At 37.2% G+C, this 23,241-nt stretch carries 23 protein-coding genes and 2 pseudogenes; 12 read left to right on the top strand and 13 right to left on the bottom strand.

The window, feature by feature from the left end:
* The first annotated feature begins 2 nt into the window (after positions 1 to 2).
* From FT986_RS05430 to FT986_RS16295, 4 genes and pseudogenes are all read left to right on the top strand, one after another.
* Positions 3 to 593, top strand: coding sequence for a DUF3347 domain-containing protein (locus tag FT986_RS05430; protein WP_147864199.1), 591 nt, complete (start codon positions 3 to 5; stop codon positions 591 to 593).
* Complete coding sequence (locus tag FT986_RS05425) at positions 594 to 1,049, top strand: heme-binding domain-containing protein (protein ID WP_147864198.1); 456 nt, start codon at positions 594 to 596, stop codon at positions 1,047 to 1,049.
* A gap of 80 nt (positions 1,050 to 1,129) precedes the next feature.
* A complete protein-coding gene (locus FT986_RS05420; RefSeq protein WP_147864197.1) occupies positions 1,130 to 2,356 on the top strand; it encodes a permease in 1,227 nt (408 codons plus the stop codon).
* Positions 2,314 to 2,475 (top strand): annotated as a pseudogene (locus tag FT986_RS16295) (heavy-metal-associated domain-containing protein); the annotation flags it as partial. The gene FT986_RS05420 and the pseudogene FT986_RS16295, both read left to right, overlap by 43 nt.
* A gap of 21 nt (positions 2,476 to 2,496) precedes the next feature.
* Here FT986_RS16295 and FT986_RS16290 read toward each other — a convergent pair.
* Entirely contained in the window at positions 2,497 to 2,652 is a 156-nt protein-coding gene (locus tag FT986_RS16290; RefSeq protein WP_370451131.1) for a hypothetical protein, read from the bottom strand.
* Between FT986_RS16290 and FT986_RS05415 the strand changes: the two genes are divergently transcribed.
* The 6 genes and pseudogenes from FT986_RS05415 (at position 2,647) to FT986_RS05390 (ending at position 8,694) form a co-directional block, all read left to right on the top strand.
* Entirely contained in the window at positions 2,647 to 4,860 is a 2,214-nt protein-coding gene (locus tag FT986_RS05415) for a copper-translocating P-type ATPase (protein WP_370451130.1), read from the top strand. The two genes, FT986_RS16290 and FT986_RS05415, sit on opposite strands and share 6 nt — an antisense overlap.
* Before the next feature lie 19 nt (positions 4,861 to 4,879).
* Positions 4,880 to 5,464: pseudogene (locus FT986_RS05410) on the top strand (DUF2911 domain-containing protein).
* A gap of 1 nt (position 5,465) precedes the next feature.
* Complete coding sequence (locus FT986_RS05405) at positions 5,466 to 6,173, top strand: PepSY domain-containing protein (RefSeq protein ID WP_133642520.1); 708 nt, start codon at positions 5,466 to 5,468, stop codon at positions 6,171 to 6,173.
* 24 nt (positions 6,174 to 6,197) lie between these two features.
* Positions 6,198 to 6,689: a DUF305 domain-containing protein gene (locus FT986_RS05400; protein WP_133642521.1), complete on the top strand. Its 492-nt coding sequence runs from the start codon at positions 6,198 to 6,200 to the stop codon at positions 6,687 to 6,689.
* Between the two features lie 4 nt (positions 6,690 to 6,693).
* On the top strand, positions 6,694 to 8,436 hold the full coding sequence (locus tag FT986_RS05395; RefSeq protein ID WP_147864195.1) for an efflux RND transporter periplasmic adaptor subunit: 1,743 nt from the start codon (positions 6,694 to 6,696) through the stop codon (positions 8,434 to 8,436).
* Between the two features lie 21 nt (positions 8,437 to 8,457).
* Positions 8,458 to 8,694 carry a hypothetical protein gene (locus tag FT986_RS05390; protein WP_147864194.1) on the top strand — a complete coding sequence of 79 codons (237 nt, stop codon included), beginning with the start codon at positions 8,458 to 8,460 and terminating at the stop codon, positions 8,692 to 8,694.
* A gap of 15 nt (positions 8,695 to 8,709) precedes the next feature.
* Here the strand turns inward: FT986_RS05390 and eptA are convergent, their stop codons facing one another.
* The 6 genes from eptA to FT986_RS05360 form a co-directional block, all read right to left on the bottom strand.
* Positions 8,710 to 10,230 (bottom strand): phosphoethanolamine--lipid A transferase EptA, encoded by a 1,521-nt coding sequence (eptA, locus tag FT986_RS05385; RefSeq protein WP_147864193.1) that lies wholly within the window; start codon positions 10,228 to 10,230, stop codon positions 8,710 to 8,712.
* Positions 10,211 to 11,116, bottom strand: a complete 906-nt coding sequence (locus FT986_RS05380; protein WP_147864192.1) for a phosphatase PAP2 family protein — start codon at positions 11,114 to 11,116, stop codon at positions 10,211 to 10,213. Before FT986_RS05380 ends, eptA begins: the two co-directional genes overlap by 20 nt.
* A 127-nt stretch (positions 11,117 to 11,243) precedes the next feature.
* Positions 11,244 to 11,831: a phosphatase PAP2 family protein gene (locus FT986_RS05375; RefSeq protein WP_147864191.1), complete on the bottom strand. Its 588-nt coding sequence runs from the start codon at positions 11,829 to 11,831 to the stop codon at positions 11,244 to 11,246.
* Between the two features lie 123 nt (positions 11,832 to 11,954).
* Positions 11,955 to 13,487, bottom strand: a complete 1,533-nt coding sequence (locus tag FT986_RS05370) for a glycosyltransferase family 39 protein (RefSeq protein WP_255505912.1) — start codon at positions 13,485 to 13,487, stop codon at positions 11,955 to 11,957.
* Positions 13,488 to 13,579: 92 nt separating this feature from the next.
* Positions 13,580 to 14,200 (bottom strand): lipid-A-disaccharide synthase N-terminal domain-containing protein, encoded by a 621-nt coding sequence (locus FT986_RS05365; protein ID WP_147864189.1) that lies wholly within the window; start codon positions 14,198 to 14,200, stop codon positions 13,580 to 13,582.
* On the bottom strand, positions 14,197 to 14,910 hold the full coding sequence (locus tag FT986_RS05360) for a glycosyltransferase family 2 protein (RefSeq protein ID WP_147864188.1): 714 nt from the start codon (positions 14,908 to 14,910) through the stop codon (positions 14,197 to 14,199). The genes FT986_RS05365 and FT986_RS05360 overlap by 4 nt, the downstream gene beginning before the upstream one ends.
* A gap of 191 nt (positions 14,911 to 15,101) precedes the next feature.
* Between FT986_RS05360 and FT986_RS05355 the strand changes: the two genes are divergently transcribed.
* Entirely contained in the window at positions 15,102 to 16,049 is a 948-nt protein-coding gene (locus FT986_RS05355) for an NAD(P)-dependent oxidoreductase (protein WP_147864187.1), read from the top strand.
* 52 nt (positions 16,050 to 16,101) lie between these two features.
* Here FT986_RS05355 and FT986_RS05350 read toward each other — a convergent pair whose 3' ends face one another.
* The 6 genes from FT986_RS05350 to FT986_RS05330 all read right to left on the bottom strand — a co-directional run bounded on the left by FT986_RS05350 (position 16,102) and on the right by FT986_RS05330 (position 22,175).
* A complete protein-coding gene (locus tag FT986_RS05350) occupies positions 16,102 to 16,584 on the bottom strand; it encodes a PepSY-like domain-containing protein (RefSeq protein WP_147864186.1) in 483 nt (160 codons plus the stop codon).
* Positions 16,585 to 16,651: 67 nt separating this feature from the next.
* Positions 16,652 to 17,149 carry a hypothetical protein gene (locus FT986_RS05345; RefSeq protein WP_255505911.1) on the bottom strand — a complete coding sequence of 166 codons (498 nt, stop codon included), beginning with the start codon at positions 17,147 to 17,149 and terminating at the stop codon, positions 16,652 to 16,654.
* 101 nt (positions 17,150 to 17,250) lie between these two features.
* Positions 17,251 to 17,358, bottom strand: coding sequence for a hypothetical protein (locus FT986_RS16125; protein ID WP_255505913.1), 108 nt, complete (start codon positions 17,356 to 17,358; stop codon positions 17,251 to 17,253).
* Positions 17,359 to 17,734: 376 nt separating this feature from the next.
* Positions 17,735 to 20,164, bottom strand: coding sequence for an outer membrane beta-barrel family protein (locus FT986_RS05340; protein WP_147864185.1), 2,430 nt, complete (start codon positions 20,162 to 20,164; stop codon positions 17,735 to 17,737).
* Positions 20,165 to 20,230: 66 nt separating this feature from the next.
* Positions 20,231 to 21,445 carry a HAMP domain-containing sensor histidine kinase gene (locus FT986_RS05335; protein ID WP_255505910.1) on the bottom strand — a complete coding sequence of 405 codons (1,215 nt, stop codon included), beginning with the start codon at positions 21,443 to 21,445 and terminating at the stop codon, positions 20,231 to 20,233.
* Positions 21,446 to 21,500: 55 nt separating this feature from the next.
* Positions 21,501 to 22,175: a response regulator transcription factor gene (locus tag FT986_RS05330; protein ID WP_147864183.1), complete on the bottom strand. Its 675-nt coding sequence runs from the start codon at positions 22,173 to 22,175 to the stop codon at positions 21,501 to 21,503.
* Between the two features lie 506 nt (positions 22,176 to 22,681).
* On the opposite strand from FT986_RS05330, the gene FT986_RS16285 reads away from it, so the two are divergent.
* Positions 22,682 to 22,948, top strand: coding sequence for a LytTR family transcriptional regulator DNA-binding domain-containing protein (locus FT986_RS16285; RefSeq protein WP_370451128.1), 267 nt, complete (start codon positions 22,682 to 22,684; stop codon positions 22,946 to 22,948).
* The last annotated feature ends 293 nt before the right edge of the window (positions 22,949 to 23,241 follow it).

The raw sequence follows: 23,241 nt of genomic DNA, 5'->3' as shown, positions 1-23,241 counted from the left end.
AAATGAAAACAGTAAAAAGAACAATAAGTACAATAGCACTTGCTGCTATAATGGTGTTAACGGTTTCCTGCAAGGATGGAAACAAAAATGAGCCTGCTGCACCTATGAGCAACGAGATGCACCAAGAGTCTATGGATGACAAAGACAATATGGCAATGAATGACAACCAAGGTGCAAAAGCAGTCCTACAAGACTATTTTAAACTAAAAGATGCACTTGTCGAAACGAATAATGACAAAGCAAAACAATTGGGTGGCACGCTGGCAAGCACTTTGGGCAGTTTTGATGCATCGAGCTATTCAGATAATGAGCAACAAGAACTCAAAGATATTTTGGAAGACGCAATTGAACACGCAGAACACATTTCAGAAAGTGATATGGCACACCAACGTGAGCACTTTAAGATATTAAGCAAGGATGTTACCGATATGGTTGCCATTACCGGAACTGAGATGAAGATATACGAGCAATTCTGCCCTATGTATAATAATAATGAGGGTGGTGCTTGGCTTAGTATGAACGAGGAAATTAGAAACCCCTATTTCGGTGACAAAATGTTGAAATGCGGTAAAGTACAGCGAGAAATCAACTAATTGAAGTTTTTAAAAATCATAGCGTGGCTTGCCCTTGTGGCATTGATAGTGATTCAGTTCTTTCCAATAATCCTGAACGAGAGCGATACTGTACCGCAAAGTGATTTTATGGTCGAAAATCAAGTACCTGCAACGATAAAAAATCGGTTGCAGATTTCTTGCTACGATTGCCACAGTAATAATACAGATTACCCGTGGTATAGTAAGATACAGCCTGCGGCTTGGTATCTGAAAGACCACATACAAGAAGGTAAGGACGAACTTAATTTTAATGAATGGGCAACATATTCAGACCGGCGAAAGAACAGTAAACTTCGGTCTATCATAAGCCAAATTGAAGAAGATAAAATGCCTTTGGATTTTTATACACTCATTCACAGGGATGCAATTCTTTCAGATGAAGATAAGAGGATGATAATAGATTATATGATAGCGTTAAAAGACAGTTTGGAATAAAGTCCTGGTATGGGAAGGGCAAGTTGATGGTTGGTTAGTTAGTAGCTCTTCCCTTGTCAGGCACAATAAAACAAAGACGTATGAACGATTTTCTAAAACAATGGGGCGAAGCTGCTTATACGACCACCGGATTTTTCTGGATGGCGCTTTGGGCTTTCATTTTGGGTTACATTATCAGTAGTATGATACAGATTTTTGTAACCGAAAAACGGATGCAGAAAACAATGGGGAAAGACGAATCCAAAAGTGTGCTGTTGGGTACATTTTTCGGATTTATCAGTAGCTCGTGCAGCTTTGCAGCTTTGGCAAGCGCAAAATCCCTTTTCAAAAAGGGGGCGAGTTTTGTGTCCTCTATTGCCTTCCTACTGGCATCGACAAACTTGGTCATTGAATTGGGAATTATCATTTCCATCTTTTTGGGATGGCAGTTTGTGGTCGGGGAATATGTAGGTGGAATATTGCTCATACTCATCTGCTGGGTCCTTATCCGCATTATCAATCCCAAAAAACTCATTGAAAAAGCGAAGAAAAATCTTGAAGGTCAGGATGATGATGAAATGGATGATTCCAAAGACTGGAAAAAGCAGATACAGCAGGAAGATAGCTGGGCAAGGGTCGCCAAGAAATACAAGATGGAATGGCAGATGGTCTGGAAGGATGTAACCGTTGGTTTTACCATTGCTGGAATCGTAGCGGCCTTCGTCCCAGATTCGTTTTTCCAAACGCTATTTATCAATAGTGGTCAAGGAAAAACGGATTTTACCTTTCTCGAAGTTCTGGAACATATTGTTGTGGGGCCGGTTGCTGCGTTTTTGACTTTTATCGGTTCAATGGGCAACATTCCCTTAGCAGCTTTACTGTTTGGTAAAGGTGTGAGTTTTGCAGGTGTAATGGCATTTATTTTTAGTGATTTGGTGGTTTTTCCTGTACTACGTATTAACGCAAAGTATTACGGTTGGAAAATGTCGTTTTTCATTTTGTTCCTACTCTTTACCGCTCTAATTGGAACATCCTTAGCCTTGCACTATTCATTCGATTTGTTGGGTATGTTACCAGACCCTTCGCAGGTCAAGATTCAAGATAAAGACCATTTCAAGATTGATTACACATTCTATCTAAATATCGCCTTTCTCGCAATATCAGGATACATGATTTACTTAGGGTTTTTCAAGCGTAAAGACGTTGAACATTCAATGAGCGAAATGGCACCCAAAAGTCCATTACTGGAAACGATATTAAAATATGCGGCCTTCATTTGTTACGTATGGCTTGCTGGTGGATTAATTGTCAAATTTTTTATTCAATGATTATGAAACATACTTACCATATACACGGAATGACCTGTAACGGTTGCAGAACCCACGTCGAACAGACGCTTTCCAAAATCGAAGGTGTAACTAATGCATCTGTCGATTTAGAAAAAGCCGAAGCGACCATTGAAATGCAATCACATATTCCCATCGAAAAATTTCAAGAGGCGCTGAAAACGAACGGTGGGCAATACAGCATCCATCAAAATGGGGAACATCATCATACCCACGATAAGAAGAAAGTAGAGAAACCCAAAAGCAAAGGAACGGGAACGTTCTATTGCCCGATGCATTGCGAGGGCGACAAGACTTACGACAAACCAGGCGATTGTCCTGTTTGCGGGATGGATTTGGTTGAAGAAGTGAACCTAAAGGCTACTTCCGACACCCAATATACCTGCCCGATGCACCCAGAAATTATTAAGGACGAACCGGGAAGCTGTCCAATTTGTGGAATGGATTTAGTCCCTATGGAACCCGATTTATCCGCAGAAGAAAAGACCTATAAAAAACTGCTTAAAAAATTCTGGATAGCGGTCGCTTTCACATTGCCCATTTTTATCATTGCAATGTCCGAAATGCTGCCCAACAATCCATTATATGATGTTTTAGAATTAAACTATTGGAATTGGATTCAATTTGCGCTCTCTATCCCTGTGGTATTCTACGCTACTTGGATGTTCTTTGAACGTGCCTACCGCAGTATAAAGACGTGGAACTTAAATATGTTTACGCTTATCGGTATCGGTGCAGGTGTTGCTTGGCTGTTCAGCGTATTCGGGATGCTCGTTCCCGATTTTTTCCCAGACCAATTCAAGACCGAGGCAGGTACCGTTCACGTCTATTTTGAAGCGGCAACGGTCATTCTAACTTTGGTATTGCTTGGGCAGGTTCTGGAAGCTCGTGCGCATAGCAAGACCAATTCCGCAGTCAAGGAACTTTTAAAATTGGCACCTAACAAGGCTGTAAAGGTAGTTGATGGCGAGGAACAGGAAGTGGCCATCGATGAAATTGAATTGGGTGATATTCTGCGTGTAAAGCCGGGCGATAAGATTCCTGTGGATGGGGTTATTACCGAAGGCGAAACTTCTATAGATGAATCGATGATTACGGGCGAACCCATTCCTGTAAACAAATCAGTAGATGATAAAGTAAGTAGCGGAACTATCAATGGCAATCAGTCCTTTTTGATGAAAGCTGAAAAGGTTGGGTCTGACACTTTGTTATCACAGATTATACAGATGGTCAATGATGCCAGTCGAAGCCGTGCACCCATCCAAAAGTTGGCCGATACCGTTTCGGGATATTTCGTGCCAATCGTTGTTATAATCGCTGTTGTTACATTTGCCGTTTGGGCAATTTGGGGCCCAGAGCCGGCCTATGTATATGCCTTGGTCAATGCCATTGCCGTATTGATTATCGCCTGTCCGTGTGCTTTGGGACTTGCGACACCAATGTCTGTTATGGTCGGTGTTGGTAAAGGCGCACAAAATGGGGTGCTTATAAAAAATGCCGAGGCTCTTGAAAAAATGGATAAGGTAGATACTCTCATTGTCGATAAGACAGGAACGATAACTGAAGGGAAGCCTACAGTTGAGAAAGTGGGCTCTTTCGACAACGGATTTACCGAAAACGAAGTGCTGCAATACATTGTTTCCCTTAACAGCCAAAGTGAACATCCGCTGGCAGAAGCCACCGTAAAATATGGTAAAGAACAAAACGCAGAGTTTTTAAAAGCAGATGGATTCAATGCAGTTACCGGAAAAGGTGTTGAAGGTAAAGTGAACGGTAATGAGGTGGCTTTGGGCAACGCCAAAATGATGGAACAGGTAAATGCCACGCTTACCGAAGCTATGGAAAATGAGGCACAATCCTATCAAAAACAAGGGAAAACGGTTTCCTATCTCGCAATAAATGGTAAGGTTACAGGCTACGTGGTCATAGGTGATAAAATAAAGGAAACGAGTGCAAAAGCTATCAAGGATTTGCAGAATAAGGGAATTGCAGTCATTATGCTTACTGGCGATAATCACGATACAGCCAAAGCTGTCGCAGATGAACTTAACCTTGCCGATTTTCAAGCAAGTATGCTGCCAGAGAACAAATTACAAGAAGTCGAGAAATTACAAGAACAAGGCAAAGTGGTTGCAATGGCAGGCGACGGAATAAACGATGCACCTGCACTCGCTAAAAGTGATGTAGGTATCGCAATGGGAACAGGTACGGATGTTGCCATTGAAAGTGCAGCCATTACCTTGGTGAAAGGCGATTTACACGGTATCGTAAAGGCAAGAAATCTAAGTGATGCAGTAATGCGCAATATCAAACAAAACCTCTTTTTTGCAATGATTTATAACACGCTGGGTATCCCTATTGCAGCAGGACTACTGTATCCGTTTTTTGGAATACTCTTATCGCCAATGATTGCGGCTTTGGCGATGAGCTTCAGTTCGGTATCGGTAATTGCCAACTCATTACGTCTAAAAAGTAAAAACATATAATCTAACTAATTAAATACTTATGAAATATAAAATTTTGATAATCCTATTGGTAGTTGCTGTCAGCGGATGTAAAAATGAAGAAAAGAATAATACCAAAATAGAGACAGAGCACAATCATACCCAGAGTGAACCTAAATCTGAGAACAAAAAAACCCTAAGTCCACACACATCGGCAATGGCTATGATAGGTGATGCTCATATTCACATAGATTATTCGTCGCCAGGCGTAAGGGATAGAATTATTTTCGGTGGATTGTTGGCTTACGACCAAGTCTGACAGGCTGGTGCCCATATGGCTACTTGGCTTGAAACAAATAAGGATTTAGAAATTGACGGTAAAGAATTGAAAGCCGGGAAATATGGATTTTTTGTAATTCCGAATCAAGAAGAATGGACTGTCATTTTCAACAGGAATTGGAACCAACACGGTAAGGACGACTATAATGAAAAAGATGATGTATTACGATTTAAAGTGACACCTAAAATTTCCGAAGAAATTAAAGAACATTTAGAGTATAAAGTAAACAAAACAACAGAGACTTCAGGAACAATCTCAATGAGTTGGGAAAAAGTCACAATTGAGTTTCCTTTTGAAATAAAGTAAAATGGTGAACAGAAAAACAGCGAAATGGATTAGAAAAGCACACCGCTATTTGGGTGTTTTTTTAGGTATTCAGTTTCTGATGTGGACGATTAGTGGGATGTATTTCAGCTGGACAGACATCGACGAGATACACGGCGACCATTTTAAGAAAGCAGCACCTGTGCAGACCTCTTTTGATAATTTGCTCGGCACATCCCAACTGGCTACAAAAGAATCCGTACAATCTTTGGAACTGCTGGAAATCGCAAATGAACCTTATTATTGGATTAATGAAGCACAGCTTTATAATGCAAGAACGGGACAAAGGAAAAATGGAATTTCTAAAAAAGAGGCACAACAAGTTGCAAATAGGTATATGTTGGACGATTTAGAAATAGCAAAAATTCAATTAGTCGATTCTGTAGGGCCACATCACGAATATCGCGGTCGCCCACTTCCAGCTTATGAAATCTTGTATGAGACACCACAAAATTTAAAAGCATATGTGGCGGTTGAGAATGGCGCTTTTCAAACGGTGAGACACAGGGATTGGCGCTGGTTTGATTTTCTTTGGATGACCCATACAATGGATTATCAGGGAAGGGATAATTTCAACACGTTGTTGTTAAGGGCATTTTCACTTTTGGGGTTGATAACCGTCTTAAGCGGTTTCGTTTTGTGGTACATCAGTTCCCCATCAATCAGAAAACTAAAAAAGAAAATTAAATAATTAGTAACAAAAAAACCAAAAATTATGAATTCAAACGAACACAAAAATTCAGGAAAATCAAAAAACCATTACACACGTTTTGTAGCGATGCTCGCTTGCTCTTTTGTAGCAATGTACATTACGATGTATTTAAACACTTATGAATGGGACCACGTTTGGTTTAGCCTAACGAGGTTTTATATGGTCTGCCTTGGTATCGCAGCTATGGCCATCATTATGTTTGTGGCAATGCGTGGTATGTACCAAAATAAAAAGAAGAATATCGCCATAGTCTTGGGAAGTATCGTTCTCTTTGTAAGTGCATTAGGACTCGTACGTGACCAAAAGTCAACCGTAGGCGATGTACTTTGGATGAAAGCAATGATACCACACCATTCCATTGCAATTTTAACAAGTGAACGTGCAGATATTGAAGACCCTGAAGTTAAAAAACTGGCTGAAGAAATCATTAAGGCACAACGAAGGGAAATCGCCGAAATGAAAGAAATGATTGAACGTTTAGAAAACGAAAAATAAGATTATGAATAAGAACATTTTATATATAGCAATAGCCATAATAATAGGTTTGGGCGCAGGCTGGCTCATTTTTGGAAACGGGTCAAGTGATACTATGGCAAATAAGGATATATCCGATATGTCTGATCAACACGACCACTCTGGCGAGAGTGCAGACCAGATGTGGACGTGCTCAATGCATCCACAGATTATGCAACCCGAAGCTGGTGATTGCCCAATATGTGGGATGGACTTAATCCCTGCTGAAACTGGTGCAGAAGGTCTCGCAGCAAACGAGATAAAAATGACCGAAAATGCTATGGCATTAGCAAATATTCAAACTACCATTGTGGGTAATGCAGAAACAAGCGATGATGACGGGATGATTTTCCTTTCGGGAAAAATAGCTGCAAACGAAGAAAACAATACCGTACAATCCAGCTATTTTAAAGGAAGGATAGAACAACTCAACGTTAACTATGAAGGACAGCAAGTAAACCGTGGTCAGCTATTGGCAACCATTTACGCACCAGACCTTGTAGCGGCACAGCAGGAACTGATTACCGCAGCATCGCTCAAAGCATCGCAACCCGCTTTATACAAAGCCGTTCGCAACAAGTTAAAAAACTGGAAACTTTCAGATACACAAATCAATGCTATTGAGGAAAGTGGCAGCGTGCGTGAGAACTTTCCGATTTATGCAACGGTTTCCGGAACGGTATCAGAAGTAATGGCAGCACAGGGCGATTATGTAAATCAAGGACAGCCTATTGTGAAGTTGAGCAACTTGAATTCGGTTTGGGCAGAATTTGATGCGTATGAAAATCAGATAGCACAATTCAGCGTTGGGCAAAAAATCAACATCACGACCAATGCCTATCCAAACAAAGAATTTGAAGGCACTATTTCTTTTATTGACCCTATTTTAAATAATACAACACGTACAGTAACGGCGCGGGCAACCCTGCAAAATAGAGATAACCTGTTTAAACCAGGAATGTTTGTGACGGGCAAAGTTAAAGGCACAACGCAAACTGTGGAAAATACACTTACCGTACCAGCAAGTGCCGTGATGTGGACAGGCGAACGCTCATTGGTCTATATAAAAACCAATCCCGACGAACCCGTTTTTGAAATGCGTGAAGTAACCATCGGAAATCGTAATGACGAAAATTATGTTGTAACAGAAGGCTTACAAAATGGCGATGAGATTGTAACCAACGGAACCTTTACAGTAGACGCAGCAGCACAGTTACAAGGCAAGAAATCTATGATGAATCAGGAAAAGGAAGATGATGCTATGATGCCAATGTCTGAAATGGAAATGGAATTTTCAGAGAATTTTCAAAAGCAATTTAAAAAAGCGCTCAAGCCTTATTTACAGATGAAAGATGCTTTGGTAGCTAGCGACGCAAATCAGGTTTCCGCTTTCGCGAAAGCGACATCAACAGCCTTAAAATCCGCAGATATTAAAAGTCTCGGTAGTATGGAACAATCAAATATCAAGAAAAGTATTGAAATACTCGATGCCATTGCAGCGAACGACAATCTTGAAAATCAACGTGGCCATTTCGTGATATTAAATGAAAATATGGTGTCCATTGCGATGAGTGTCAATGGAACCGATGAGATGCTATACGTTCAGAAGTGTCCAATGGCAAATAATAGTAAAGGCGCGGTCTGGCTAAGTGCTGAAAAGGACATTCGTAACCCCTATTTTGGCGATGCGATGTTGACGTGTGGCAGCGTGATTGATTCCATACAGTAATCTGATAATCTTTGCAACCCAGTGGAATCAAAAATTCTGTTATCTTTGCATTGTGAAATTTATAGCAATCATATTATCCTTTTACTTCTTGGCATCGTTTGGCAAAATATTGGCTTGGCATTTGGGGTGAAAGTAATTGTGCTTATTCTTGGTGCAGGTGGTCTTGCCACAATGTGGGAAGCGGTGTTTGCCGATGTGGGTGTGGCGTTGCTTGCTATTTTAAATGCGGTTCGGTTGCAGAAAATGAGGTGGGATTAGCGGAAAATACAATCACTATTTATAAATACTCATTTCCTCATCAAAAATTGGACTGTCTACCGCCAGAAAATCTAATACACTATGAAAAATATTATGCTGTGAATGGTCTTGGTTTGTTTTAAGAGTTCTGGAACCGTTGGACTGCCAAACGATAAAAGGAATTTCAAGTTGCTCAGCTGGAGCAAAAGCTACTGGTATCCCATGCATATAGAGATTGTTTTCTCCTAAGGATTCTCCGTGATCAGAAACGAACAGCATTGTGCTGTTATACTCCTGAAATTCCTCTAAAGTAGCTATTATCTTAGAAAGAATAAAATCTGTATAAACTATGGTATTGTCATAAGCATTTATAAGTTCTTCAGAAGTACAATTTCCTAGCTCAACACTTTCACAAACTGGTTTGAATTTTTCAAAGGCTTTTGGATATTTTTTGTTATATGACGGCCCATGACTTGTACTTGTATGCAAAACGACTAAGATTTTACTTTTTGTACTCTTTGCAATTTGTTTTTTGAGTCCTCTTAAAAGATTTTCATCATAATTACATCCTTCTCCATTACAACCTTTCCTTAAGTCATTTTTATTCTGAAAGTTTTTAATATGGATCGGAGGCTGTCCCCAGTTTGTAGTTCTCCATATCACTTCTACATTATTTCTATATAAATAATTTGGAAGTAATTCGTACAACTTGTTAGAATTTTTATGTTCTAATATGCATTTTACTCCAGCTGTTGTGTATGTTGCGCAAGATGTCGCATTAAAAGTGTGAAGATTAGTTAGCTTGGATAATAAAGGGTTTGTTTCCTTTTCATAACCATATAGAGAAAAATTTTGACTTCGTGCAGATTCTCCTATGACTAAAACAGCAATGGATTTTGTATTGTCTTTTATCGTTGCATCAGGCAATAAAATTTCCTTTTTATTCTTTTTATACTCTTTTATATAATGTCTTGGTGTGTTAACCATATAAGACCACGGCATTGCGAGAGCTCCTAGTTCTGTAGAGTTCTTATCTATCCATAAAGTATTACTAGCATTTACAAATACAAGGGTCAATAGAAATAAAATTATTAAAGAAATTCTGATAAAAAAAGTCTTGGCTTTCTCTTTGATAATGGTGGTTTTAATGACAAGTATGGAAGGAATAATGCCTAAAATAATTACATAAAACAGCAGGCCAAAAGAGAAAAAGCTAGTGGCCTCATCATAATCTGTATTAAGTACATTACTAATCATTGTTCTATCAATAAAAACCCCGTAGGTATTTATAAAATAAACCGCAATTGCATTCACGATAAAAAAACATGATAGTAAGGTTTTTCCTGCATATTGGGAAACAAAGAAAATAAGATACAGAACAAAGGCATTTGAAACAAGCATTGCGGTGACAAGGCTTATAATTATAAATATACCATTAGAACTGCCAGAATCTAAATTTTTAAAGACAAATTTAAAAAAGGGAAGGTGAAAAAATAAAAAGTTGACAAAACTCGCTATGAAAACAAAATTAGTAAGTTTAATGCTTTTTTTGAACATAAATATAGGTAATGGTTGATATTGAGATGAGTAAACTAATCAATGATAAATAAATAATTATCAAATTTAAGGCAACTAATTTCACAATTAAAACAATTGCCCATATAGTGAATAAAAATATGGTTAAAGGATAATACCTCCTAGTAGTCATCCACTTCCATAGGTTTATTTTTCGAGTAATAAGAATTCCAATTATTGCTGATATAAATCCTATAAGGCTACCTATAAGAACATCAATTGGATAATGTGCTCCTACACCGACTCTAGATAAAGCAATAATTAATCCAGCAGTTATAATAAGGGTTTTCCATATTATTTTAGAGGCACTTTTTTTCGGCATAAAAGCTATTAAAACTATAATGAGTACGGTAAATGTAGCAATAGAATGTCCAGAAGGAAGACTGTTATAACCTTTAAGCGTTTCTCCTATAATTACAAAACTTTTATTATCCCATAGTCTAGCTGGTCTAGGAATAGCAAATAACTTTTTCAGAATATTAGAAAATACGGCAGAAACGATAAGAGATGTAATCAGTGATTGCCAAGATTTGGGTGCAAATACAACACATAGTGTTATGAATGGAACCAGAATAAGGCAGTCTCCTAACTGAGTTAAGTTGTACTGTAAATCTGGAAGCTGAGATAAGTGAGCATTGAGATATAAAAATGCTTTTTTCTGAAACCCTGTATAGTTATCAACAGATAGAGCGTCTTCTGAGAATAGGCAGAAAATTATTACGAATAATAATAACAATGGTGCAAGAAGTGTTTTATAGTTAACCTCATTAATATTTTTATTTATCCACGTATCTGACGAATCAATACTTTTTGTATAAAGCTTTAATATAAAATTTTGAGAAGCTGTAGATGTAACATCTTTTTTCATTTTAATAATATTTTAAATTCATTATACTATTTGAAATGTTTCCCAAAATCAGATCGTTACTAACGATACCCATCATTTGAATTGTAATTATATTCGATTTGTATATTGAGAAATTTAAAGCCAATTATTAAAATTTGTATTTGAAGCCTATCATATGGTTTCCTTCAAAGTTGATGTAGTTAAGCTCCATATGTTCTTGTTGATATTCTGTGGTGAAGAGTAAATTACTCCCCAGACCTATAGCAGCACCAGCGATAATATCTATGATATCGTGCTTTTTTGAATCTATCCTACTAGCAGCTGTAAAACCTGCGAGTGCGTAGGCTGGGATCGCATATTTAAAACCGTAACGTTTATGCACATATCCTGCACTATGAAAAACTGTAGAGGTATGCCCAGATGGGAATGAGTTATCATTACTCATATCTGGACGCTGTTTATTGATTCCTAATTTGAGGCCGTAGGTTACTCCTGTTGTGAGTAGTAATCCCTTAGTAAATTGCCAAGCGCCTTTTTCATCTCCAATTAGGAAACTTGTTCCTAGCGTAGCCGCTGGAAGTGCAAATAAAATAACATCGCCCACTTTCTGCGTGGTGCCGACTTGTGGTTTTGTTTCGCTCGTATCTTGAGCGACGGCAAATTGAGCAAAGAGAAGTGTAAAAACGATTGTAGCTGCTACAATCTGAGATTTTAATTTTGGCAAATTGATATACATTCAGTTTGTTATTATTAATTAAAGTAAATGTGTATCTATATGCAGGTCGTTTTTAAGTTGATTCAAAGATGTGACAGGAATCTTTTTGAAATTTGAAGAAAATCTAAAGGAAATCTAAAGTGATCAAGGCTTGCGCTGGACGATATAATAATCTGCCTTAAGCCTGTTTTTATATGCCTGCCTAGAGCTATCAATTGGGTTTAGGTCAAAGGTCTCCACGCTCAGAATATCAAATTTCTTTTTTAGGAAATTGAGCTTACTCTTCTCTTTGGTTTGATAGGTTATTACTCCAAAAGGCTGACTGCTACCGCTACAAGCCAATTGATTTTCACTCTTTCTCTCAGAGATCTTACCATAATCCCAAACTAGTTCTGGTGCCATTCCATCTAGTACATAGACAGGAATTGGGCTATCATTTAATCTTGAAATTGCATTGTAATCAGGATTGCCTAATAAGGCATTAGACAATGGGAAGCCTAGGTTAATTGTAAACATTATAAAGGCAACGGTTCCATAAAAAACCAGTGGAAACTTTTGGACTCGCAAATGGTACCAGATAAAAATCCCAGTTCCAAATAAGGCAAGAGATGATAAAATGTAGAATAAATAATAACCATCCAGCTTATTGCCAAAATACAGATAAGCTCCCACAGGAAATATCAGACCAATCGTTCCAATCAAGCCATAATTAAAGTAAACTGGCCATTTCTCCCATTTACTCGTGATGGTGTCAAAATTTTTAAATAGATATTGAATGTAAAAACCTACCGTCATCGCAAGTGGTATAAGAACAGGCAATAGATAGCGTGACTTTTTAGTTGGTATTAAGGATAGTAATATCACGGCCACAACAGTCCAGAGTAGCGCAAATTGATATGCCTTCAAGTTTGAAACTTTGTTCTTTAGATACGGATACAACAAACAGATAAATGCAGGAATTGTCCATACACCAGATTGTGTAAAAAAGCTCCAGTAGTAGTAAAAGGGTTTTAGTTCGTAGCCTATCCATCTGCTAGATTCTTTGGTAGCGATGCGTGTGGCATCTGCGGTGTCCATCATATAGATGTAGATTCCCCACCAAGACGATAGCGCGACTATAATGACAAGCATAGCAATTAAAGGCAACCATTTTTTTTTAAATCCCAAAAATTTATAGACAATCCCATACGCGATAAGAAAGGGCAATAAAAGCGCATAGTGTGAAACTGGGCCTTTGGACATAAATGACAATCCTATAAAAAGTCCTGCTAATAGTGCGTTTTTATAAGCTTGTCTGGTATTTTCAAAAAATTGAAATAGGAAATAGATACCCATAAACATAAAAGCGTGTGCATAGATATCCCAAGTCCCATTGCGCCCCGCAAATATGATATAGAAAGATGTTCCCAAGACAAGGGTTGTGATGAGTGCATAGGTTTTATTTTGAGTAAGCTTTCGCGAAAGCGTATACATAAAAAATAAGAGTGCCAGTGTAATAAGTGCGGCGGGAAAACGAAGGGCGGCGATGTTTTCCATTCCAAACAAATCTCCTGAAAATGCTGTGAGCCACGTAGGTAAGGGTGGCTTTTCATAACGTGGCAAACCATCCATAGTAGTAAGCATCCAGTTGCCTTGTGTGAGCATTTCTCGTGCTGTTACAAAATTGCGTGCCTCCATTATATTAGGGTATAATGTGCCTAAATGAGATAGGAATATGAACCACCACATTACAAGGATTGTTACATAAGGGTATTTCTCAATGTAAGATCTCATAGCTGTTTTTTTAAAATGATGATGTTGCGTATGTAGAGAAATGAACCTAGAGCGTGACCCACTAGCAACACGGGATCTTGCCTCAACAGCGCATAACTAAGGATGAGTATCGATCCTGAAAGACTGAGTATCCAAAATCCCATAGGCAGCGACGATTCCTTGCGTTTTTCTGAATAGAACCATTGATAGACAAATCTTAGCGTAAATATTACTTGAGCGACAATACCGAGCATCAATAACCAGAATGGGATATCATCATTCTGAAACAAAAGGACTCTATCATACACCCGATTGTTATAGCCTATGTATAGTATGATAAAAGGAAATAGATATAGAAACCAGCGCAGGATTTTAGGGAATTTAGTCCATTGACCTTGCAGGTGCATATTGCGTATGTAAATGAAATACGTAAGAGTTTGACCCAACATTATAGCAAAGTCATTACGTAAGTAGCCGTAAACAAACAATAGAAATGATGCAATGAGACTGAGTTGCCAGAATAGTACTGGCGTGAGAACACGCTTATTCTTTTCTGAAATGATCCATTGTAAAATAGAGCGTCCAGAAAATAGGATTTGGGCAGTAAAGCCTATGGCATATATTAACCAAGTGCTCATCCCTTATCTGCTACCTTATAGTTGATGTATTTTTTCTTCATCCACAGATATGCAAAGCAGTCCATTAACGGGCCTATCAATCTATTCCACACACCAAAATTTGCCGTTCCCGCGATACGTTCAAAGTGACTCACAGGAACTTGCTTAATCGTACCATTCTGTAACAAAATCATAGCTGGTAGAAAGCGGTGCAACCCTTTGAACATAGGAATACGCTTAGCATACTCTGTTTTAATAATCTTGAGCGGGCAACCTGTATCATCCATACCATCGTGGGTAAAACTGCGACGTATACCGTTTGCAATTTTTGAAGACATATTCTTTACAAAGCTATCCTTACGTTTAGACCGAACGCCTGTAACTAAATCTGCCTTACCTATATGTGCAAGTAATAGGTCAAATTCCTTGGGATCTGTCTGTAGGTCTGAGTCTATATATCCCACAAGCGATGTGGTTGCGTGGTCAAAACCTGCTTTTATCGCAGCACTCAATCCATAATTTTTATCAAAGTTGAGATAGTGAAATGATGAGTTTGAATGGCATATCTCTTTGATAATGTTTAGGCTATCGTCTTTTGAACCATCATTTACCAGAAGAACTGATGTAGGGATTTTAGCAATTTCTATGTATTCTAAAAGTTCTTTTTCAACTCTTTTTAAGTTCTCTTGCTCATTGTAAACAGGAACAATAATCGTTAATGATTGGGTCATTCTATGGTTGCTTACTGGTTATTCAGATTACAATGGTAGTAAGAGAATCTAAAGCAAATATTAAGTTGAAATGGAGCTAACCCAAAGCACATCTTTAAGTTTCCTTTAGAATTAGAATGTAATATGCGCTTGATTAGCTAGGTAGCACGCGCTTTGACCACATCAAATTAAAAAATTCACTTACAGGAAAGATGAAAATATTAGTTACTGGTATTGCAGGATTTATAGGATCTCATTTAGCAGAGAGGTTGCATAAAATGGGACACGAAGTGATAGGGTTAGATAATTTTTCCAGTTACTATGACGTAAATCTTAAAAGAGAGAATGCTCATACTTTAAAAGCGCTAGGTGTTCAGACCATAGAGCGCGATTTAAGGGTAGAACATCTTGTGATGGCATTACCTGTAGATTTAGATTACATTTTTCATTGTGCTGCCCAACCTGGTATTGCGAGTTCATCCACTTTTGAGGATTATTTATCTAATAACGTCATCACGACCCATAACCTTGCAGATTTTGCCAGTCAATATCTTGATCTTAAACTTTTTGTAAACATAGGTACATCTTCCATCTATGGGATCGATGTTTATTGTGATGAAGAGCAAATGGCAAAACCTATTTCAAATTATGGTGTGACAAAACTCGCTGCTGAGCAAATTGTAATGTCACAGTCTCGATTAGGCAATTTTCCTGCTTGTTCTTTGCGATTATATTCAGTTTATGGATCACGAGAACGTCCTGATAAAATGTTTAGCCAGTTAATAGATTGTGCTTTAAACGAGAGATCATTTCCGCTTTTTGAAGGAAGCCTAGAGCATAAACGTAGCTTTACCCACATAAGAGATATAATAGATGGTATCGTGAGTGTAATGGGTAAAGAAAGACAAGCCGATGGACAAGTTATTAATTTAGGCACAAATAAGGAATATACTACAGCACAAGGGATCAAAGCTGTAGAGAAACTTCTCGATACAGAAATTAAAATTATTATGAAACCTGCTCGTAGTGGCGACCAATTGCGTACAAAAGCAGTGATCGATAAGGCTCAAAGGCTATTAACTTACAAACCAAATGTAACTCTTGAAGAAGGTGTGCAGGAGCAGATAGATTGGTTTAAATCAAAAAATGCCCAGAACTAAAAAGTTCAAGGCATTTCAAACTAACCAATCAACTACTTAACTAACGCTACCATTAATCATCGCCTTCATCCTCATCGTCATCTCCATCTTCTTTCGATGATTGTTTTTTGACCACTTTTCCATTTGCATCTATGGCAATTTCCAACTCTTCTTTGCCTTTTTCAATCTCAAACTCGTAAAGAATACCAGCTGGAGTTTCTGCCATCTCTGCTTCTTCGATTTCGTAATTTGGGAAATTGGACTTTAACGCATTCAGCACATTTTGAGGTACTTCAGAAATTTCAAGCTCGTGTTCTGTTTCTTGCCAAGTACCATCTTCCAAGAAATTTGCAGAATATTCAATCTTGTTCATTTTGAATTCGGCTTCCCATTCTTTATCATTTTCCTTCTCCCAATCCACTTTTTTTGCTGTGGGAAACTTTTTCGCGAAAGCGTCCTTTACCGCTTCTGGCGCTTTGTCTTTAGTCGCAGTGGTAAAAGCCAGCGCTGCCACGGCTACAAAGACGAGACCTATTCCTATTAATGCTTTTTTCATAATATATTTTTTTTAAAAGTTATAGGATAAATGTAAGCTGTGATTCTAAAGATATTTTGAAGAGAATCTAAAGTACAGGATGTATATTTTTAATTTTATGCTGTTTATGAGAAATGTATATCAGTATGGCCATCAGCACAATAGAAATGATACTTGCTGGTAAAGTACCCAAGTCCAGCCCACCTTTATCCAAAGGCTTAGTCAGAAAATCGCCAAAGGTTGCACCAAATGGTCTCGTAAACACGAAGGCAATCCAAAACAGAGCTATCTGATTAAGTTTAGTAAAATAGTGCAGTACAATAACCAAAGCGATGATAGAAGCCGTGACCAGCGCACCCATTAAATAACTAAATCCCGCAACATCGCCTAGATAGTCTCCAAAAGCCGTACCTAAACTATTTGAAAATAACACAGCAGTCCAGAAGAAGATCTCCTTATTTCTCTTAAATATGGGATGCACCTGTAGGTTTTTAAATTTAGCATACCACAAGGCTAGGGTTCCAATAAGTCCTATCACGAGAATCAAGCTACCATAGGTATAGCCTAGACCTAAACTTCTATCCATAAAGTCAGAAATTTCCGTTCCAAGCGTTGTTGTTGCAATAATAACGAGCCAAAAATATAGTGGGACGTACTTTTTAGCATATAACTGTATGGCCAAAACAACTACAAAAAATGCAAGCGTAATGAAAATACCGACCTATAACCCAAGCCCAACGTTTGCGCAATAAAATCTCCTAATGTCTCGCCTAGCGTAGTGGCTATGATTTTCATAACCCAGAAGAGCGCAGTAATTTCTGCTACCTTATTTAAAACTTTTGTATCCATTGTAAAGCTCATTTATTAATATGATATTAAATGTAGTTTCAAATTCTAAGGCAATCTTAAAGCTTTGAATTTATTAAGGTTGTGCCTGACAAAGGAAGGATGATGTGCGTCGTGTCACCACAAAGATGATCCTTCCTTTACAGGACTTTCATTTAGGTTATTACCCATAAATGATGGCTACTCCAAATAATAGATGTTCTGACCTAAAAAGTAGTTTTGCCTATAAGCCCTGAAAGTTTTTAATTAAGTTATCTAAATCTAAAAACATATTCTAAAGAAAATTTTAAGTTGGTTTTACGCTTTCGCGAAAGCGTACCTCACACTAGAATTTATAATTGATCCCAGCTCTTATAATCTGAGTTTCATAATAATTTTCATAGAGTGCCGTAAAATCCTGCCCATTAATGCGCTGGCGCAAGCCAAAACGATTAAATAGGTCAGTAGCAGAAAGGGTTATGGTTCCCTTTTTATCCCAAATACTCTTTTTAAATCCTATATCTATGGACGACCTAGAAAGTTCTTCTCCCTGCGGAATATTGCGAGCACTGTACCAAAGACCAGTGATCTGAGCCTCGAGTTCCCAAGGTAGCGTAAACGTGTTTGTAATCTTAAAGTCTCCAGCTTCATCTGTCGTATTTTCTATTATAAATGAGCGTTCAAACGGAAACAATAAAGTACCAGTAAATGCGTCTATAACATTGCGGTATAAGTTTATGCTTGAGGTAAGCTTCCAGTAGTCTGCAATATCCTGGCTAAACAGTATTTCAAAACCGGTATTTGTGCTGTGTCCAGTATTTTGATAAATTCTGTTTACAATGTCATAATCTGGGTTGCTATCATCTATACTGAAAATGCGCTGGTACGCTCCATTAATCTCACGATGATACACCGCAGAAAATAATGAACCAGAACCCCAACTATAGCGATGTGCAACTTCTACACTATTGGTAAACTGAGGTCGTAAATAAGGGTTGCCCACTTTTAATAATTCTGGGTCGTCATATTTAGGAAAAATACGTAGTTCTGGCTCTCCTGGTCTATCTACACGACGGTTATAAAATGCTGAAAGTTTATTTCTATCGTTCAACTTATAGGTAAATCGCACACTAGGAAACAGCTCAAAGTAATCATAGCTATCGTTAGTATCATAATAGATATTATCTGGATCGAGCTCATAGGATACTTCTGTTTGTTCTGCTCGTAAACCTGCCTCTATATCGTAACGCTCTTTTTCCAAAAGATAATTTCCATAGACTGCATATAGGTTCTCGCTCCATTTTGAGAAGTCTCCTAAATTTGGATATATGATAGATTCATTGCCTCGCATAATGGTATAATCTACAGGCAAGCGTCTAAAGCGCGCCTTAGCACCTAATTCCATACGTCCACTGCTCAAAGCCCTGGCATAATCTGTAGAAAAACTTGAAGTGTGTTCAACTGCTCTAATGTTTGTCATATCACGACCTACTCGCACGGCAGAGCTATCATTTAAAAAATAACTCTCATCCTCTAGGCCTCTGGTATATTGAGCATTTGCAGATAGTGAGTGTCCAGCTTGAGCAAAATCGTGATTATAGGCCACAGACGCGTTTATAAAACTTGTTATCTCTTCTTCTTTCCAAGTGTACAGCCTATTACGTATGTCATTATTTAGGTTAATAAATGCCACTTGAGAAGTATCTATATGCTTCTCACGATCGTACATTCCAGAAAAGGTAATATTATCCTTCTCACTGATTTCATAATCTACACCACCAGTAATGATATTGCGAAACTGACGGCGATTCTCTGGCACTTGTGAAATTATAGTTCTTCCATCATCATAAAAACGAGTCGTAAATTCATTATTAGGCAACGCTTCTTGCACGATAAATTCTGTCTGAAGAAAGTAATTTATTTTCTTCGTTCTATAGTTAAAGTTAACGCTAGGTATCAATTTAGGGTTTACTGAAAAACTCCCGAAATCTGTAGGTGTATCTTCCTTGCGCCTTGACAAAGCTCCAAGGCCAAAGGACAACCCTATATCGCCGTTAAAACCTGTTTGCTTTTCTTTTTTGTAAATGATATTTACGATGCCAGCAAAACCATTTGCATCATATTTGGCAGACGGATTGCTGATAATCTCAATACGCTCAATATTTGCGGCGGGAATATTAGAAATTCCTTTTTGATTACCAAAGCCAGTAAGGCTAGACTGTTTCCCATCTATAAGCACAACAACCTTATCGCTACCACGCAAAACAACCTTCCCCTCTTGGTCAAATGCAACACCAGGCATTGTTTTCATAGCGTCTAGTACAGAGCCACCAGATTGTGCTACGTTATCGTCAAGACTAAAGGTTTTCTTGTCTAGGTCTGATGCTACTGTGGCTCTCTCGGCAATTATAGAGATTTCGTCCAGAGCTTCGGCAGATTCTTTGAGTTCGATTTTTCCAAGGTCAAATATAAGATTGAGACCACCTGCCGTGATTTTCTTCTGAAAAGTCTCAAAACCTATATATGATATCTCTATTACATAATTGCCCGTAGGTAATTCAGTTAAGGTAAAAATTCCAGTATCATCTGTCACGGTGCCGGTAATCGTCTTATTAGTCTGTACTTCATTTAACGCAACCGTTACAAATGGTAATGATTGTTGTGTGCTTTGCTCTAAAACCTGACCAGTTATAGTAATCGTGTCTTGAGCCTCGACTATGGACGAGATTAAGAGTAAAAGGGAAAAGAAAAAAAGCTTCTTTTTAAATAGATTCATCAGCTATATTTTTGACAAACGTAGCTACTACTTCTAAAGAGAATTTGAAGACAATCTATGTATAGCCTAAAGCTGAGTGTTAAAATCTATCTGGAAAATGTGTAGTTTTTCGCTTTCGCGAAAGCGGTATGATGGAGTGAAACCGTAATAGTCACAGACTTTTTTTACAATGGAAAGTCCCAATCCTGTAGATTCATCTTTCTTACTTTCCTTATAAAAACGTTCAAAAATTTGATCTGGTTTTGACAATGCTATTGTTCCCTTATTCTCAACAAATGCTATATCATTTTTTATTCTAACTGTTATAGGACTACTATTTCCGGTATGTTTAATCGCGTTAGACAATAGGTTGTTGCACAGGACTACTGCAAGAGACTTATCCATTTTTACATTAATGGGGTTGCCATCGATAAAATTAATTTCTGTAGTTGTAAGTTCTTTTAGGTTTTCGATAGCGTCCTGAAATACATTATTTATGTTTAGTGTCTCGGTATTTACAAATTGATCGTTATCGATTTTTGCTAGTAAAATAAGTTTTTTGTTGAGTTGTTTTAATCGTTGTATATCTTCTTGTAGGGAAGAAAATTTTGCAAATTGCGATTCACTAGTGCTCTCGTCATTAATTACTGTATCTATCTTTGCTTGCATAATCGCAAGTGGGGTTTGCATCTCGTGGGACACATCTTCTGTAAACTGTTTTAAATTACGGTAGTCTATCTGGATTTTTGAAGTAAGTAATTCTAGCTCTGTGGACAACTCGTGAAACTCGAGTATTTCAGAATCTTCAAAATTTAATGATTTATTAGATTTAAGAGAGAAGTTTTTTAACCTATCCAGATTAATAAAAAATGGTTCCCACAATTTTTTGTTTCTCGACTTATTCAGGAAAAATAAGAAGATGAAAGCCAGAAAAACTATACCTGTAAAAGTAAATACTATGGCAAATAATATATCCTCACTCTCGATAACCATTGCTCTTACAGTCACACGATAGTACTTTCCATCTATCTCCTTAGTTTCTGAGAGCTGTCTAAAGAGTTCTATCTCATTTTGTGAAGGATCAAAAATTAAGGTGTCACTTACTTTTAATTTTTCAGGCTTGAGCACTTGTTCTACCTCCATTACTGGCGAAACTCCTTTTATAGATGGGTCTTCTACTAGTAATTTTTCTAAACGGGCTTTGTTAGAGTAGAGTTCTTCTTCAATCTCATTATCAAGCAATAGCTTAGTGTAGATAAATAGTATTACACCAGAGATTAATAAAAGGACAATGCTCGTCAACAAGAATGTTTTGGAAGCTTTACTCAGTAGTCTTGTTTTATTGTGAGGTTTTGTTTTAATCTGCTATAAATTTATAACCGCTACCGTAAGCGGTCTGTATGTATTTTGCTCCTGCTTTAGTGAGCTTTTTTCTTAGGTTATTGATGTGTACGTAAATAAAATCAAAATTATCGAGCAAATCACTATCATCGCCCCAAAGATGCTCTGCAATGATTGCTTTAGAAAGAACGCGACCTTGGTTTGTGATAAAAAATAAGAGTAGGTCATATTCCTTTCGCGTAAGCGTGATAGGCTTATCATTTACATAAGCGCTACGTGCTAATGTGTCAAGTCGTATCTCTTCAAATGTGATCGAGTCATTCCCTCCAAACTGCCCGCGTCTCAAAACCGCTTTTATACGAGAGTTGAGCTCTGCAAGGTGGAAGGGTTTTGTAATGTAGTCATCTGCACCTAGATCTAGACCTTCAAGTTTATCATCTAAAGAACTATTTGCAGAGATGATGATAACGCCACATTTCTTATTTTGCTCCTTAAGTTTTTTGAGTAATTCAAGACCACTACCTGTTATGAGGTTGATATCAAGCACGACGATGTCGTAATCGTATAGTTCCAGTTTTTCAGATGCTTCCCGATAATCTGATGCGGTCTCACATACATTTGCCTCACGACTTAGATAGGTCGCAATGGATTGTTGCAATTCCTTTTCATCTTCGGCAATTAGATATTTCATATTAACAAAGTTAAAAGAATAAATGTAGCTTGAGATTCTAAAGATAATTTAAAGGCTATCATTAAAATTATTTTAGTTCACTATCTTAATATTAATAATACTAGATTTTTAAGTAATTTTAGAGTCAATTGAAGTTTAAATCTAAGAATTTTACTTGATATATACATCTTAGATTTTCTATTTAAAAACTACAATTTCCATTTATCACAAAATTTACTCATATTAATTATTCCTATATATTTTTTTTAAATATAAAATACTTATTGAGCTAATAATTTTAGTAGATTTTATCTGTTATAAAAACTATAAATAATTATTGTTCATCTTTAAATATTATCAAATCTTTATAGTTTATTTGAAAGGGTACATTTGTTTTATTCACAATCTATGAAAGTTGTAATATCTTTTAGAATTTCATTCAGCTCATTTAAGGATCTAACGCAACAAAATTTGTAATTTAAGTTTAGTACAATTTGGTTATTCTATAAGATCAGATAGCTTTATGGTTGAAAATTTTGTTAGTTAAGGGATTGAAAAATTATGCTAAAATTTTTACAGGTAACAATTATTGTTTATCACTAAAAACATTAAAATCGATAGAAACTCTATTAGGCCCTTATCAATTCATGAGAATTCCCAAATTCTATATTGTCCTCGGAGCTAAAATAAGTCAATACAATGGAAAATGCGTACTCATCAATAATAAGGAAATACCAGTGGCTGTCAGTTATCGGGAAGCTTTAAAGGCTTATTTAAATAGTAATAAATTGTAATCTAATTCTTGTTTTTACCTATTTTTAAGGTTAAACTGGTTTTATAAAATATACTTAAAACTTAGTTTTTAGAATTGGGTCTGTAAACCCTTCTATTTTACGAACAACAAAATTACAGTAGACTACCTTGGACACCTAGAGGTTATTTAAGCTATAACCTCTCATTTTCATTTCGAAATCTTAATTACTGTCCATTTTATAGGAGTACCACATTTCCATTTTACTTCGCTTCCGGTTGTACTTTCAATTTCACGTTTCCATTTACTTCCCGTACCATTGCTGTACCACCCTTT

Source organism: Mesonia sp. K4-1 (genome assembly GCF_008017825.1).
In the GTDB taxonomy this organism is placed as follows: Bacteria; Bacteroidota; Bacteroidia; order Flavobacteriales; family Flavobacteriaceae; genus Mesonia.
Note: the sequence above shows the minus strand (reverse complement) of the source record. Positions and strands in the feature narration are given on the sequence as shown.

Coding starts and splice junctions, on each gene's coding strand:
- FT986_RS05430 (WP_147864199.1), top strand. CDS start 3: ATGAAAACAGTAAAAAGAACAATAAGTACAATAGCACTTGCTGCTATA.
- FT986_RS05420 (WP_147864197.1), top strand. CDS start 1,130: ATGAACGATTTTCTAAAACAATGGGGCGAAGCTGCTTATACGACCACC.
- FT986_RS05415 (WP_370451130.1), top strand. CDS start 2,647: ATGCATTGCGAGGGCGACAAGACTTACGACAAACCAGGCGATTGTCCT.
- FT986_RS16290 (WP_370451131.1), bottom strand. CDS start 2,652: ATGCATCGGGCAATAGAACGTTCCCGTTCCTTTGCTTTTGGGTTTCTC.
- FT986_RS05405 (WP_133642520.1), top strand. CDS start 5,466: ATGGTGAACAGAAAAACAGCGAAATGGATTAGAAAAGCACACCGCTAT.
- FT986_RS05400 (WP_133642521.1), top strand. CDS start 6,198: ATGAATTCAAACGAACACAAAAATTCAGGAAAATCAAAAAACCATTAC.
- FT986_RS05395 (WP_147864195.1), top strand. CDS start 6,694: ATGAATAAGAACATTTTATATATAGCAATAGCCATAATAATAGGTTTG.
- eptA (WP_147864193.1), bottom strand. CDS start 10,230: ATGTTCAAAAAAAGCATTAAACTTACTAATTTTGTTTTCATAGCGAGT.
- FT986_RS05380 (WP_147864192.1), bottom strand. CDS start 11,116: ATGAAAAAAGATGTTACATCTACAGCTTCTCAAAATTTTATATTAAAG.
- FT986_RS05375 (WP_147864191.1), bottom strand. CDS start 11,831: ATGTATATCAATTTGCCAAAATTAAAATCTCAGATTGTAGCAGCTACA.
- FT986_RS05370 (WP_255505912.1), bottom strand. CDS start 13,487: ATGGAGGCACGCAATTTTGTAACAGCACGAGAAATGCTCACACAAGGC.
- FT986_RS05365 (WP_147864189.1), bottom strand. CDS start 14,200: ATGAGCACTTGGTTAATATATGCCATAGGCTTTACTGCCCAAATCCTA.
- FT986_RS05360 (WP_147864188.1), bottom strand. CDS start 14,910: ATGACCCAATCATTAACGATTATTGTTCCTGTTTACAATGAGCAAGAG.
- FT986_RS05355 (WP_147864187.1), top strand. CDS start 15,102: ATGAAAATATTAGTTACTGGTATTGCAGGATTTATAGGATCTCATTTA.
- FT986_RS05350 (WP_147864186.1), bottom strand. CDS start 16,584: ATGAAAAAAGCATTAATAGGAATAGGTCTCGTCTTTGTAGCCGTGGCA.
- FT986_RS05345 (WP_255505911.1), bottom strand. CDS start 17,149: ATGGATAGAAGTTTAGGTCTAGGCTATACCTATGGTAGCTTGATTCTC.
- FT986_RS16125 (WP_255505913.1), bottom strand. CDS start 17,358: ATGAAAATCATAGCCACTACGCTAGGCGAGACATTAGGAGATTTTATT.
- FT986_RS05340 (WP_147864185.1), bottom strand. CDS start 20,164: ATGAATCTATTTAAAAAGAAGCTTTTTTTCTTTTCCCTTTTACTCTTA.
- FT986_RS05330 (WP_147864183.1), bottom strand. CDS start 22,175: ATGAAATATCTAATTGCCGAAGATGAAAAGGAATTGCAACAATCCATT.